The sequence below is a fragment of the Pseudoalteromonas lipolytica genome, from assembly GCF_900116435.1.
In the GTDB taxonomy this organism is placed as follows: domain Bacteria; phylum Pseudomonadota; class Gammaproteobacteria; order Enterobacterales; family Alteromonadaceae; genus Pseudoalteromonas; species Pseudoalteromonas lipolytica.
Map to the genome: position 1 here is coordinate 82,402 of NZ_FPAZ01000002.1, position 14,932 is coordinate 97,333.

Below are 14,932 nucleotides of genomic sequence, written 5' to 3' on the forward strand. Positions count from 1 at the left end.
ATTCAGTTCAATCTAAGGGTATTAGACATTAATTTATACCGTTAATTGTAACGGGAAGCTGTCCTTTCGCAGGGGCTTTACCCAGCAAAACTTTTGCCAATGCTGTGAATGCAGGGCCTGCGATTTTCTCGTCAGTGTCCACGTCAATATTGTAAGCATAGGTGGCAAGGACTGCATCACCAAATTTGCCAAATTGGGCAATATCGTACGGTGCGCGTAAGCTGACAAATACGGTCTTTTTGTTTGCTAATTTAGCTTGTTTAAGTAACGATTCTAGCGCGGCTGATTGGTCTGCAATCGCAAACTCTGGGTTATCGGCCAAGTCATCCATACCACCTACTTCGACAGCACTTTGCTTGGGTGAAGCATTCGCCGCAATAATCACATCCGCTTCGTTTAACTCTTTTAACGTTGAAAGTGGCTCAAAGCCTTGCAAGCTGGTGCAGCTAAAGCTTAACAACGTGTGTGTGTTATCCCGCAGAGCTTGTTGCAGAGCGAAACATTTTCGTGTGTCAGGCATAATTATATGCACTTTGGTGTTTTCTTTAAGTTTAAGCGGTAAAGTGTGCTTTTCGTTTTTAACTTCGGTAATGGCCGCTAATGCCAGTTCTGCCTCTACTTTTCGGTGGTGTTGATCACCAAGCAGTAACTGCGCTTTTTTTATTGCGGCTTCATCGTCAAGCTGCGTTGTTAGGTTGAATTTTTCTTTAAGTTTTAAAATGCGTGTTGCTGATGCACTCACTTCATCGGCATTTAAGGTGCCACGTTTTACTTCGTTTTCTAAGCGCTCTAGCAGTGTTTCGAGTACGGCTAAGTCTTTAGGGCTTCTGATTTCAATTGGCATCAGCGCGATATCAACGCCTGCGGCAAATGTGTTGATTACAGCTTCGATAGGTTCAAAAAAATGGCTGATGCCAGCCATATCGAGGGCATCAGTGATAACAACCCCTTGATAGCCAAGCTCATCGCGTAGCAAATCGGTGATGATTTTGCGCGACATAGTTGCAGGCTTGATCATGGTTTTACCTTCTTTGCTCACAAAGGTGCTGTTATCAAGCGCTGGGTACTGTATGTGCGCGGTCATTATCATACCCGGTTGCTGGTTTTTAATGATCTCTTTAAACGGCGGCAAATCTTGTTGCCAAATAGTTTCTTTGTCGTGCATCACTTTAGGCAGGCCTGTGTGGCTATCGACATTGGTATCGCCATGCCCCGGAAAATGCTTTAACGATGAAATAACCCCATTATTTTCAAAGCCTGCCACTTGAGCGCCACCCAGTTTAGCAACCAATTGGGGGTCTTCACCGTAAGAGCGTACGTTGATCACAGGATTATCGGGGTTCATGTTTACATCAACCGTCGGCGCATAATTTACGTTAACGCCCAGAGCGAGCAGTTCATCAGCAATAATACGAGCGGACTCTTTGGCAAAGTGAGTTCCATGCTCTTTATACGTTGCGCCAATCGACATATTGCCCGTGAATGACGTGCCTACATCGCGTGGTATACGAGCAACCCGGCCACCTTCTTGGTCAATCGAGATAAACAAAGGTAAGCCTAACGCTGACTTAGCCGCGGCTTTTTGTAAGTCGTTATTAAGTTTAATTACTTGCGGCACGGTATCAATATTTTCGGCAAATAAAATTACGCCACCAATATTATGTTTAGTGATGATATTGGCTAAATCAGCGGGTAAGTGTGTAACTGGCGTGCGGCATTTTTGCTCGCCGATGTCTTGCTCGCCGATTTTTTGTTCGCAGTAATAGCGTAAGTCGAGCATTAGTTTTTGCCCTAACTGCTGTTTTAAAGTTAACGCAGACTCAGCAAATGATGATTGTAATGGCATGAAACACCCTAATCCGATAACCAGTGACGATAGTGCAAACTTATTTAACACAGCAAGCTCCAAAGCAAAACGCTTAATTAATTTTAAGAATAAATTATTCTCGATGTTAATGTGTTTTTAAATAGAAATACAGTATTTTTTTGCTACCCTAACGGTTTTTGGTTTGGACTGCAAAAAGCGTAGTTAAAACACTGAATATTACTTATAACCCCAAAAAATATAACGAAAACCCGACCTGCTCAGAACGAAGTTGATAATTTATCAATTTAATAAGTCGCTTTTTGATTAAAATTAAAGTAATAATATATTCCATATTTATCACACCAGATTAAGGCTAGCTTGGGGGCGAGATGGCATTAACCCGATTGCATGCGTTTAAACAATACATTACACCTTTTTTACCAGAGTCCGCATTAATAGAAGATTACTCGCGCCGCTATGCGTATGGAACAGACGCGAGCTTTTATCGTTTAATTCCAGAGTTAGTGGTTCTTGTCAGTAACCAAAAACAAGCAAAGCAGGTTATTAGCGCGGCAAATCAACATAACGTGCCTATTACCTTTCGGGCTGCGGGCACCAGCTTATCTGGCCAAGCAATTACCGACTCTGTCTTGGTTTTGCTGTGTGATAGTTGGAGCAACTTTGAAATTTTAGATAACGCCGATGCAATTCGTCTTCAGCCCGCCATTATTGGAGCAAGAGTCAATCAGGTGTTGGCCCCTTATGGTAAAAAGATTGGTCCTGATCCTGCGTCGATTAACAGCTGTAAAATTGCCGGTATGGCCGCTAATAACTCCTCTGGTATGTGCTGTGGTGTCGCGCAAAATAGCTACCATACACTAAAAGATATGACGCTTATTTTTGCCGATGGCACAGAACTTAATACGGCTGACGAACACAGCTGCCAACGTTTCTTAAGCACCCATAGCGATTGGGTTAATGAGTTAATGAATTTAGTAGCCAGTGTTAAGCAAAACTCTGCACTCAGTGAGCTAATTACGCATAAGTACCGACTAAAAAACACCACCGGTTACGGTTTAAATGCGTTGTTGGATTTTTCTGATCCAATAGACATTATTAAGCATGTGATCATTGGTTCTGAGGGGACGTTAGCATTTATTGCCGATATCACTTACCACACGGTTATTGAACACAGCCATAAGCACACCGGCTTCTTTATTTTTGATGACATAAACAAAGTGTGTGAGTTAGTGCAAAGACTTAGCGAGCTTGATGTCGCCGCCGTTGAACTACTTGATAAACGTGCATTGATGTCAGTGGCAGAGCACGCCATTATGCCCAAGAATGTTGCTGATTACCCAGAACACGCCGCGGCGCTTTTAATTGAGCTAAGGGCAGAAGATGCACACACGCTCAATGAGCTTACGCACACCACGCAGCAGTTAATTAATGAGTTTAGCGAATCTGCGCTTGCTACTATCGCCTTTTCGGCAGATAGCGTGCACAATGCTGCACTGTGGAATATTCGCAAAGGAACATTTCCAGCGGTGGGAGCTGTGCGCGAAACAGGCACCACAGTAATTATAGAAGATGTTGCTTTTGCCCTTGATAAGCTGGCTTTGGGTGTTAATGCGCTTCATCAGCTCTTTATAAAATATGGCTACGATGAAGCGATCATTTTTGGTCATGCGCTGGCAGGAAATCTACATTTTGTGTTTACACAAGCATTCGATACTAAGCAGCAAGTAACGCGCTATGAGCAATTTATGGCAGATGTTGCCAACTTAGTCGCCGTTGAGCTTAAAGGGTCACTAAAAGCAGAGCATGGCACGGGCCGTAACATGGCGCCTTTTGTGGCGACAGAGTGGGGCGATGATGGTTTTGCCGTTATGGTGAAGCTTAAGCAATTGTTTGATCCGAAAAATATACTCAACCCCGGGGTGATCATCAATGCTGATAAAAATGCGCATACGCAACATTTAAAAACCATGCCCAAAAGTGACGATATTATTGATACCTGCATTGAATGTGGCTTTTGTGAAGTTGTGTGCCCTTCAAAAGGACTCACTCTAACCCCAAGACAGCGCATAACTTTGTGGCGTCATCGCACTGAATTACACTCCGCGTTACAGGCAGCAGACGATTTAAAAACCAAGCAACAGTTAAATCAAAAGCTCACCGTTATTGAAAATGACTTTAAATATCTGGGGATTGATTCGTGTGCAGCAACAGGGCTGTGTGGCTTAAAATGCCCTGTGGGTATTAACACGGGCGAATTTATTAAATCATTAAGAGCCGAAAAAGCGGCTACAAACAAACTCACACGCTCGCTTGCAGCCTTTGCGAGTAAACATTTTTCGGTCATGGCCGGTGGGGCACGATTGGGTTTAAATGTGATGCAGGTGCTTGAAAAAGCTATCGGCACAAACAACCTTGTGAGCTTAACTAAACCTGCTCACCGACTACTGGGTACGCCTTTGTATTTTTCGGCGTGGCCTCGTGCTGAGCAACCAATTAATTGTCACGTAAAGCAAAAGCCGCAACATAAAAAAATGGTGTATGTGCCAAGCTGCGCAGGACGGGTTTTTGCTGCCGATAAAGGCAGTGATGATACGCGTTCTCTTGTCGAAGTAATGCATTCGTTAGCTGCAAAGGCAGGGTTTGAAGTTATCATCCCTAAGCAGCCAGATTCATTATGCTGTGGTATGCCCTTTGCGAGTAAAGGCCTTAATAAAGAGTTTAAAAACAAAAGTGAGCAATTACTAACAGAGCTCATTGACTGTTCTAATAATGGAGAATACCCCATCGTTTTTGACGCCAGTCCCTGCGCTTTAACCACATTGAATGCAGCAAAAAATACGCAACTGACTATTTTCGAAAGTGCAGACTTCGCAACCGAGCAGCTTTTAGCGCATTTGCAGGTAACTCAAACAAGCGAGCCTATTATGTTGCATGTAACTTGTAGCTCAAAGCGGTTAGGAAAAGAGCAAAGTTTAGTCACACTTGCCAAGGCATGCAGCTCAGAAGTTATTATTCCGGCTGATATAGAATGCTGCGGCTTTGCTGGCGATAAAGGGTTTAACCTGCCCAAGCTTAACGCCAATGCGCTCAAAACACTCAAACAACAGGTACCAAAAAACTGCAATCGAGGGGTGTCTAATAGCCGCAGTTGTGAAATAGGCTTAACTGAACACAGTGGCATTAGTTATCAATCTATTTTGTATTTACTTGATAAGCAAAGCAGCACTGTTAATTAGGAGCCTGTCTTATTAACAGTCAGTTCTATTTACGAGCCAGTTGTGTTGCCACAACTGGCTTAATTCATTATTTACACTTTCCAAAAAATGCCTTTCTTATAGCAGCCATACATCACACCGTATGACACAGCTAAAAACAGCAACGAAAACACAAAAGAAGCTAAGGGGTTATCTGTGATCAACGTGTTTATTGAGCCGTAAATAAGGCCCTTTAAGCTTGTATCCCCCACGGGGATCATAATTAATAACCGCGCCAGTATGGCTGCAAACATAAAGAATAAAATGGCGTTAGCACCAAACACAATGAAGGGAGCACCCCATGCACGTACTTTGTAAATGTCTAAAATTGCACTGCAAAACGCATAGGTAATTATTGCAAGTCCAGAGCTGAGTAACACATAACTTGGTGTCCAAAGTGCTTTATTGATAGGTGTAAGTGGCGAGATTAAGTAGCCTGCAATAACCGCTAACACACCTGTGAGGATAAAGACGCGCGCTTGTTTTTTTAGGTCTGTTTGTTTGGTTAAGTACACCGCCGCCAGTATGCCACTCAGCGCGCTGGCAATGGCAGGCAAAGTAGAGAAAATTCCCTCAGGGTCAAAAGGTAAGGGCTGTGCTTTAGCATAATAAACATGGTGACTGCCCAGTACTGCATTATCAATCCACGCGCTTAAATTATTACCGTGTAACCATAAACCATTAACGACATCTCCGTTGGGCAGTGGGTAGGGAAGGTAGAGCATTGCTACAGCATAGACTGCAAGTAAGCTAATACAGGTTAATGCAATTTTTTGAGGCGTTAAATAGAGGTAACAACACAGTGCTACGATATACACTAAGCCAATACGCTGCAGCACGCCAAGTACTCTCAGTTGCAAAAGTGTGTCATCAATCCAGCTAAAGGTTGGATCACGAAAATTATAAAAAAACAGTGCTAAAAACCAACCAAGAGCGAGTAGTTTAACGGCTCTAATTGCCCCCATTTTTAGTATATAAGCATGGTTAAACCCTTTAGCTCGCATGCTATCGACAGAAAGAGTAATCGACATACCAACAATAAAAATAAAAAAGGGAAAGATTAAATCGGTTGGTGTCCAGCCGTGCCACTCAGCGTGTTTTAGCGGCCAATACATTGCGCTCCAACTGCCTGGATTATTTACTAGAATCATTGCGGTGATGGTTAAGCCGCGCATAACGTCTAACGCCATTAAGCGATGCGGCGGTAATGTGTTTAGAATGGATGAACAGTGTTGTTTCATTTTGAATTTTTTATCTTTTATTAATGATTTTAATCTAGATAATTTATTCCTTTAAAGCAAGCCGTATCTAATTTTTTATAAACGAGGGCACCACACGCATGAATTTAAATGAAAGTGTATGAATCTATGAATCTATGAACCTATGAACCTATGAATCTATGAATCTATGGCAGTGGTTAATCAATAAAGTGATTTATTAGAGTAAATGCACTTATTGTTGCGCTAAATCAATATTTGAGAAAAGTTCTATAGAGGTACAAATTTATAATTGCTAGTATAAAGGTATTAGATGTGCTCGATACGGAGATTGGGCTTTATAAAATGAGATGTATCGTGCTTAATTGTCTTAGAGCGGGCTTGAACCTGCATCGCTTAATTTTACTGCTGGCGTTTTCTGCAACGCTCATTACCTTGCTAAATAGTTACTACTCAAGCTATCAAGTTCAAAAACAGCAGCTGATAGATAACACATTAAATAATCATAAAGCGTATGCGGCGAAGCTTGTGTCTGCTACCGATAACTTTTTATTGGCGGCGCAGCAGCAATTAGCATACGTTGCCAAAATACTTGAAGCAGATTTTACAAATCAAACGCTCATTAATGCTGAAGCAGAACGATTAAGGCTGCAAACAAACAGTTTTAATTCAACAATTATTGTCAATAAGTTTGGTGACATATTAGGGGTGTCGCCCCTTTCACTTAACTTACAAAATCGTAAAGTGGATAGTTTTGGTACCAAAGCCGCGTTGTCGTATCGCGTGCCTATGATCAGTGAGCCCTATATCTCAATGGCCGGTAACTTACTGATTTTTATGTCACAGCCGTTATTTAACTCAAACAATGAATTTATTGGCTATGTAGGCGGCACGTTATACTTAAAGCGTGCCAGTATTCTCAACGAACTATTGCAGGTACATTATCACCAAGACGGCTCGTATTTGTATGTTGTCGATGAAAACAACCGTTTGCTTTATCACCCCGATAAAGAGCGCATAGGTGAGCAAGTATTTGATAACCAAGTGATCAATGCTGTGCTTAAAGGCAAAGTTGGTAAGCAACAAGTGATTAATAGTCAAGGTGTTGCAATGTTAGCGGGGTATGCCCCCATGACAATGGCACCCTGGGGTGTGGTAACACAACGTCCGCTTGAAAGTACCCTTGCACCGCTTGATAGCTTAATGTGGCAAGTATTTATTAAAACAGCGCCAATAGGAATATTAACATTCGTGTTAATTTGGGTGCTTGCAAAATTGATAGCTCAGCCTTTAAGAAAGCTGGCTGAAACAGCAAATACTTTGGATGAGCCCACAACATCAGTTGCACTTAAACACATTCGCTCTTGGTATTATGAGAGCGATGAACTGAGAAAAGCAATGCTCAAAGGCATTGGGCTGTTAGAAAGTAAAATAGGCCTTTTGCGTCACGAAGCACACACTGATCCGTTAACGGGTTTGCACAATCGAAGAAGCTTAAATATGCAGTTAAGCCAATTAATGGCACAGCAGCGCTCATTTGCGGTATTAGCGATTGATATTGATCACTTTAAACGCGTAAATGATGAGTTTGGTCACGATATTGGCGATGTTGTTTTGCAATCTTTAGCAAAAATACTCCTCGATGTGACGCGTGATAGCGATATTGTGGCACGCACTGGCGGTGAGGAATTCATTGTTATTTTACCTAATGTGCACCCTAAGCGTGCGTATCAATTGGCTGAACGTTTACGTATACGCATTTCTAAAAGCATTATTGAACCGGTGGGTAATATTAATGTATCGATTGGTATTGCGGGCTGGCCGCTTGAGCAATTAAGCCTAGACGACGTTATGAAATTAGCCGACCAAGCGCTTTATCTAGCAAAAAGAACAGGTCGCAATCGCTGTGTTGTCGATACGATTTATGATCAACAGGATACGTCGCTTTTTGAGGCGACAGAGTTGGAATAAGTTATTTATTGTGTAATAGTGAAATTAATTAAGTTATTAACGGATAAATTTAATGGCATTCACTCACTTATATAGCGTGTCTAAATCAATGGCCTTTGTCAGTGTGGCATTACTGGGCGCGGCATCGGTCAATGCAACCCCGCAAGAAGATAAGCGCAGCGAGTTTGTAGATGTCGGTGCATTATTGCCAAATGCGATGCTCGATATTCGTTATTTTGGCCATCATAACTTTGTCGGCAAACCGATAGAGGGCTATAACGCCCCTAAGTGTTTATTGCACACCAGCGCTGCCAATGCGCTTAAAAAAGTGCAAAATGCGGCGCAAATTGAGGGACTTGGTCTAAAAATATTTGATTGTTACCGCCCACAACGCGCTGTTAATCATTTTGTGCGTTGGGTAAACGACCTAGAGGATACCCGCACAAAAGCTGAGTTTTATCCAAATTTAGGGAAAGACCAGCTGCTTGGCGACTATATTGCTGCTAAATCAGGCCACAGCCGAGGTTCAACTATCGACTTAACGTTGGTTGACTCTAAGGGGAAAGAGCTTGATATGGGGTCACCGTTTGATATGTTTGATACCCTTTCTAACACCGACGACTCACGAATTAGCCCCAGTCAAAAAGCAAATAGATATAAACTTAAACAGTTGATGACCGATGCAGGCTTTGCCCCGTATTCAATGGAATGGTGGCACTTTACTTATCAGCCTCAGGCATACCCAGCCACCTACTTTGACTTTGTGGTGGAATAGAAAAGCTCTAAATTATTAAAAACGCGGCATAAAACGTTGTGACAGGTCGGTGTGAAACTACGGGGTTAATCCCACATAGCCATTGCCTAGCGAAATGCCCCCACTTCGTGCCTTTATAAGCACAAAGTGGGGAGTCGCAACTGCTCTACTGAACAGTCGCTTTTAAACCACGGCGTTTTAATAGCGCTGAGGTATCAGGTTCTTGACCACGGAATGCTTTGAACGATTCCATAAGGTCACGTGAGTTACCAACTTCTAAAATCTCTTTACGGTATTTATCACCCATTTCGCGTGTTAAACCACCTTGCTCTTGTACATAAGCAAAGGCATCTGCCGCTAAGATTTCACTCCACATATATGCGTAGTAACCAGCTGAGTAGCCACCACCCATAGAGTGTGAGAAGAAGGCTGATTTATAACGAGGTGGAACAAATGGCACGTTTACGCCGTGTTTAGTTAGTGCTTCTTGTTCAAACTTCTCGATATCTTGCAGGGGAGCATCTGCACTTAGTGAGTGCCATTCCATATCTAACAGCGCTGCTGCAACATACTCAAGCGTATCGTAGCCTTGGTTAAAGCTGCGAGATTGAATTACTTTTTTCAGTAATTCATCAGGAATAGGCTCACCTGTTTTGTGGTGTTTTGCATAATTAGCGATAACTTCAGGGTACATTGCCCAGTCTTCTTCAAAGGTAGAAGGGAACTCTACGAAGTCACGCGATACCGACGTACCAGACAATGTTGGGTACTTCACGTTTGAGAACATGCCGTGTAGGCCATGACCTAATTCGTGGAAGATTGTCGTGGCTTCATCATAGCTGATAAGTGTTGGTTCGCCATTGGCACCTTTTTGAATGTTCATAACATTCACAACCACGGGTTTTTGCTCTTTTAAGCCAGACTGTTTCACGAACGAGCTCATCCATGCACCACCACGTTTACCTTCACGGGCAAAGTAATCAGCAAAGAAAATAGCTAAGCTCTTACCGTCTGCATCAAATAATTCGTACGCTTTCACATCTGGGTGATAAACGGGCAGATCGTTGCGTGGTTTGAAAGTAATACCGTATAAACGGTTCATTGTGTAAAACACGCCGTCTTCTAATACGCGGTTAAATTCAAAATATTCTTTAACAGCGTTTTCATCTAGGTTGTATTTATCTTTACGCACTTGCTCTGCGTAGAATAACCAGTCCCACGGTTGCAGCTTAAATTGCTCACCTGACTCATCAATTTTCGCTTGGATTGCTGCCGCTTCTGCGTTGACGTTTTGCATCAATGCCGGGATCATGCTGGCAAACATATCAAATACGGCTTCTGGTTTTTTCGCCATTTGCGACTCTAAACCAAACGCAGCCCAGCTGTCATAACCTAGTAATTTGGCTTTTTGAGCACGTAACTTAGCAAGTTCAGCAACAATTTCACGGTTGCTGTTTTCGCCTGAAAGAGCACGCTCTGCAGATGCACGCCATACTTTTTCACGCAGGTCACGATTTTTCAGTGTGGCTAAAATTGGTTGGCGTGTGGTGTTAGTGATTTTGATTAGGTACTTACCCGGGTGACCCGCTTCTGTTGCAGCATTAGCAAGCTGTTCAACTTGACCCGCAGGTAAGCCTTCAAGCTGTGCTTTGTCATCAACTAACACAACGTTGGTTTTAGTCAGTGCTAATAGGTTTTGCGAGAACTGCGTGGTTAAGCTTGAATGCTTTGTATTGATATCACGGATTTGTTGTTTTTCTTCTGCGTTTAGTTTTGCACCTGCACGTACAAAGCGCTTGTAGTAAACATCAAGTAAGCGCTTTTCTTCGGCTGTTAGCGCTAAAGAATCCATTTGTTCATGTACGCTAGCAACTTTGTCGAACAGCGCTTTATTTAAGAAAATATTGTCGTTATGTGCAGCAAGCTTTGGAGCGAGTTCTTTTTGTATTTCACGACGAGCAGGGTTTGAATCACTGCCTGCTAGGTTATAAAAAATGCTGCGTGTGCGCGTTAATAATTCACCGCTTTTTTCAAGTGCAACAACGGTGTTAGCAAAGTCAGGCTTTGCTGTGTTGTTGATGATCGCTTGAACTTCTGCCATTTGCTCTGTCATGCCCTTATTGAAAGCAGGCATGAAGTGCTCATCTTTAATGGCGTTGAAATCAGGCGTTTCGTATTGTAGTTCGCTTTTCACAAACAGTGGGTTTGTTTGTTCAACAGCGCTTGCCGGTGCTGTTTGCTCTGTAGTGGTATTGTTTGCTGTTGTTTGTGGTTCAGAACAGGCCGTTAACAATAACGCTGAACTGATCGCTGTTGCGAGTAAGTGTTTCATTGTTTATCTCTTTTTTATTTCTAAAATTAAATTGCGCCGGTAATGCGAAAGCTTCGTTAATAGTTAGTCGCGGCGCAGTTATGCTCACTAGGAGCACAATGACTGTGTAACCAATAGACTGAGGATACTGTGGATGACGACGAATGACCCCATCCGTTGCGATAAGGTGATTATTGGCTGCGATAAGTGGTGAATCTACCCTAAACCCCGACTGTCTTTATTATATAAACAGACCAAAATCATATCGCCTTTTTGTCAATTTTAAAAGCAACCGTATTTTTTAGCCCCATTCTTAGTGATTAAATGGTATGTTATATTGTATCATTAATTATTCAATAAACAGTATTGGCATTTTATTTTTTAAGTCAGTCATTAGGAAAAGGCCATCAGGCTTTAAATTTTAGTCATTTATAAGAATCCACTATGTATTTACCCGATATAACCTCACACAGTAATAGCCATTTTCAATTTCCGTTAAAGTGGGTCGGTATGGAAAAAATAGCCTTACCTATCAAGCTTGAGTTGGCGGGATTAAATGTGGCGCTTAATGCGTTTGCCGATGTGTTTGTTAGCCTAGACAGCAATGCTAAAGGCATTCATATGTCGCGTTTGTATTTAATGCTTAATCAGATGTTGGCACAGCAAACATTAACTCAGCATCGATTGGCTGAGTGTATGAACCACATGCTTGCTTCTCAACAGGGCTTAAGCCAAGGAGCAAAGCTGGTGCTGCATTTTGATTTACCGTTGTTAAAACCGGCATTGCTCAGTGATAACGCGGGGTATAACGCTTACCCCGTGGTGTTAACCATTACTCAGCAAGCGCACCTAACGGTTAAATTAAACGTCACGATTGCTTACAGTAGTACATGCCCGTGCTCAGCGGCGTTGTCGCGACAGCTTTTAAGTGAAGCGGTCGACACACATTTTAAAGAGGACAGCATCCATAAGCACGCTTTGTTAGGCTGGCTTGCCAGTGAAGAAGGCTCGATTGCAACGCCGCATAGCCAGCGCTCTTATGCTTACATAGACGCCACCTTTGAGAGTGAACAATTGCCTGATCTTTCGCATTTTATACAAACATGTGAACACGCAATTGGTACTCCCGTGCAAACCGCGGTTAAGCGTGAAGATGAGCAAGCATTTGCAGCCCTTAATGCAGAAAACTTATTATTTTGTGAGGATGCGGCAAGGCGATTAAAAGCATGTTTAGAGGCAATGAATGGGCTTGCTGACTATCAGTTTAAAATTGAACATCAAGAAAGTTTGCATGCGCATAATGCCGTGGTTTACGAGGCTAAGTAGGCTTAAATGTTTACAAACTTTGACAATCGTAGTCGCAAATTATTGCTATTGTACAAAACAAGGTGAATGATACGACCGCTAAAAATGATTAACAAAATAATATAAAGGTATTCTATGCGTTTTAAATTTATTGCAGCTGCAGTGGGTCTCGCTGTTGCAAATGTTGCTGTTGCAGACGAAGGTATGTGGCAGCCTCACCAATTGCCAGAACTTGAATCAATTTTGAAAGCGAAAGGCTTGAACATCGACGTACAGTCAATCTCAAAATTGACAGAGTTTCCAATGAATGCAGTTATCAGCCTTGGGGGGTGTACCGCTTCGTTTGTTTCGCCTAAAGGGTTAGTGGTAACAAATCATCACTGTGCGTATGGCTCAATCCAGTACAACTCAACAACCGAGAACAACATTCTTGAAAACGGCTTTCTTGCTAAAAATCATGCCGAAGAAGTGCCTGCCGCACCAGGTTCACGCGTGTACGTGACTGAAGACGTCGTTGAAGTCACAGATAAAGTAAACCAAGGCACCGATACCCTAACAGGTAAAGCGCGTTTTGATGCCATTGAAGCAAACCGAAAAGCATTGGTAAGCGAGTGTGAGCAAGATGATAGCTACCGCTGTAATGTGTATACTTTTCATGGTGGCTTAGAGTATTACTTAATTAAGTCACTTGAAATTAAAGATGTGCGTTTAGCGTATGCCCCAGCCATGGGTGTGGGTAAATATGGCGGCGATATTGATAACTGGATGTGGCCGCGTCACACGGGTGACTTTTCATTCTACCGTGCTTATGTGGGCAAGGATGGCAAGCCCGCTGAGTTCTCTAAAGACAATGTTCCTTACCAAAGCGATGCGTTTTTAAAAGTCAGTGCCAAGGGCGTACAAGAGGGTGACTTTGTAATGGTAACGGGCTACCCAGGTAGCACTAACCGCTACCGTATTTCACCTGAGGTTGATTACGTGTTTAACACGGCTTATCCACTGGCACGCAAATACAATTCAAAATATGTTTCATTGATTGAAGAAAATGCCCCAGAGGGTTCCGCGGCGCGTATTGCTTACGAAAGCACAATCGCTGGCTATAACAATTACATTAAAAATTATGGCTCAATGATAGAGAGCTTTAATAAAGGTTCAATGTATACCCGCAAACAGCAATTCGAAAAAGATCTAGCAGCGTGGATTAATAAAGACAGTCAACGTAAAGCTAAATACGGCAGCGTGTTGGCAGATTTAACTGCGTTAGTCGATGAGTCGCAGCAGCATAATCAACGCGACCGCATGTTAGGGTATGTGCATCGTTCGCAAATGATGTCATCAGCGCGCATGCTGTATCGTTTAGCCTATGAAAAGCAAAAGCCAGACGCAGAACGTGAAAGCGGCTACCAAGAGCGTGATATTCCACGTATTAAATCTCGCCTAGAAAGCATGAGCCGCCGTTACGACGAAACGGTTGATAAAGCTATTTTACTGTACTTTATTGAGCAGTATGCAGCGCTACCAAGCGACGAGCGTGTTGCAGAAGTTGATAAAGCACTTGGTTTAAGCGCTGGTTTTGACAAGCAAAAGCAACAGGCTTTGCTTGATGATATGTATGCTAACTCAGTGCTAAGCGATGAAACAAAGCGTCTATGGATGACTGATTTAGACCTTGCACAATTAAAGCAAAGCAGCGATCCATTTATTCAATACGCACACGCTATTTTTAACGTGATGAAAGACATTGAAGATGCGAAAAAAGAGCTTGAAGGTAAGCAACAAGCTGCGCGCCCAGCTCTAATGGAAGCCATTATTGCTTACAACAAAGCGATGAACAAACCTGTTTATGCTGATGCTAACAGCACATTACGTGTGACGTATGGCACGGTAGGCGGCTATTCACCGCAGGATGGCTTAGTGGCAACCCCCTTTACATCTTTAGAAGGATTGCTTGCAAAGAACACCGGCGTTGAACCATTCAACTCTCCTGAAAAGCAAAATGAGTTGATTAAACAAAAGCTTTACGGCGACTACACGGGCGGCATGAATACGGTGCCAGTTAACTTTTTATCGAATGTTGATACCACAGGTGGTAACTCAGGTTCACCTACTTTAAACGGCAATGCCGAGCTGGTTGGTTTACTGTTTGACGGTGTGTACGAGAGTATTATTGGTGATTGGGATTACGATGCTAATCTAAATCGCTCTATCCATGTTGATTCACGCTACATGCTGTGGGTGATGGATAAGGTCGACAATGCCCAAAACTTATTAAAAGAAATGAGCATCGTTAAATAACACGGTTAAATAGCTTTA

Annotated in this window: 8 protein-coding genes; 5 read left to right on the forward strand and 3 right to left on the reverse strand. The window is 42.6% G+C overall.

The window, feature by feature from the left end; translation table 11 throughout:
• Positions 1–28: 28 nt before the first annotated feature.
• On the reverse strand, positions 29–1,846 hold the full coding sequence (locus BM378_RS01920) for a glycoside hydrolase family 3 protein (RefSeq protein ID WP_074988574.1): 1,818 nt from the start codon (positions 1,844–1,846) through the stop codon (positions 29–31).
• Positions 1,847–2,196: 350 nt separating this feature from the next.
• Here BM378_RS01920 and BM378_RS01925 point away from each other — a divergent pair, with 350 nt between their 5' ends.
• Complete coding sequence (locus tag BM378_RS01925; protein ID WP_074988441.1) at positions 2,197–5,064, forward strand: FAD-binding and (Fe-S)-binding domain-containing protein; 2,868 nt, start codon at positions 2,197–2,199, stop codon at positions 5,062–5,064.
• Positions 5,065–5,135: 71 nt separating this feature from the next.
• On the opposite strand, the gene BM378_RS01930 is transcribed toward BM378_RS01925, so the two are convergent.
• Positions 5,136–6,323, reverse strand: a complete 1,188-nt coding sequence (locus BM378_RS01930; RefSeq protein ID WP_074988442.1) for an acyltransferase family protein — start codon at positions 6,321–6,323, stop codon at positions 5,136–5,138.
• A 333-nt stretch (positions 6,324–6,656) separates the two neighbouring features.
• Here BM378_RS01930 and BM378_RS01935 point away from each other — a divergent pair, with 333 nt between their 5' ends.
• Positions 6,657–8,270, forward strand: a complete 1,614-nt coding sequence (locus tag BM378_RS01935) for a sensor domain-containing diguanylate cyclase (protein ID WP_369678706.1) — start codon at positions 6,657–6,659, stop codon at positions 8,268–8,270.
• Positions 8,271–8,322: 52 nt separating this feature from the next.
• Positions 8,323–9,024, forward strand: a complete 702-nt coding sequence (locus tag BM378_RS01940; protein ID WP_206770764.1) for a M15 family metallopeptidase — start codon at positions 8,323–8,325, stop codon at positions 9,022–9,024.
• A 145-nt stretch (positions 9,025–9,169) separates the two neighbouring features.
• Here BM378_RS01940 and BM378_RS01945 read toward each other — a convergent pair whose 3' ends face one another.
• Positions 9,170–11,335: a M3 family metallopeptidase gene (locus tag BM378_RS01945; protein WP_036972554.1), complete on the reverse strand. Its 2,166-nt coding sequence runs from the start codon at positions 11,333–11,335 to the stop codon at positions 9,170–9,172.
• Positions 11,336–11,758: 423 nt separating this feature from the next.
• On the opposite strand from BM378_RS01945, the gene folE2 reads away from it, so the two are divergent.
• Positions 11,759–12,640, forward strand: coding sequence for a GTP cyclohydrolase FolE2 (gene folE2 / locus BM378_RS01950; protein ID WP_074988444.1), 882 nt, complete (start codon positions 11,759–11,761; stop codon positions 12,638–12,640).
• A 114-nt stretch (positions 12,641–12,754) separates the two neighbouring features.
• Positions 12,755–14,914 (forward strand): S46 family peptidase, encoded by a 2,160-nt coding sequence (locus BM378_RS01955; RefSeq protein ID WP_036972550.1) that lies wholly within the window; start codon positions 12,755–12,757, stop codon positions 14,912–14,914.
• Positions 14,915–14,932: the final 18 nt, after the last annotated feature.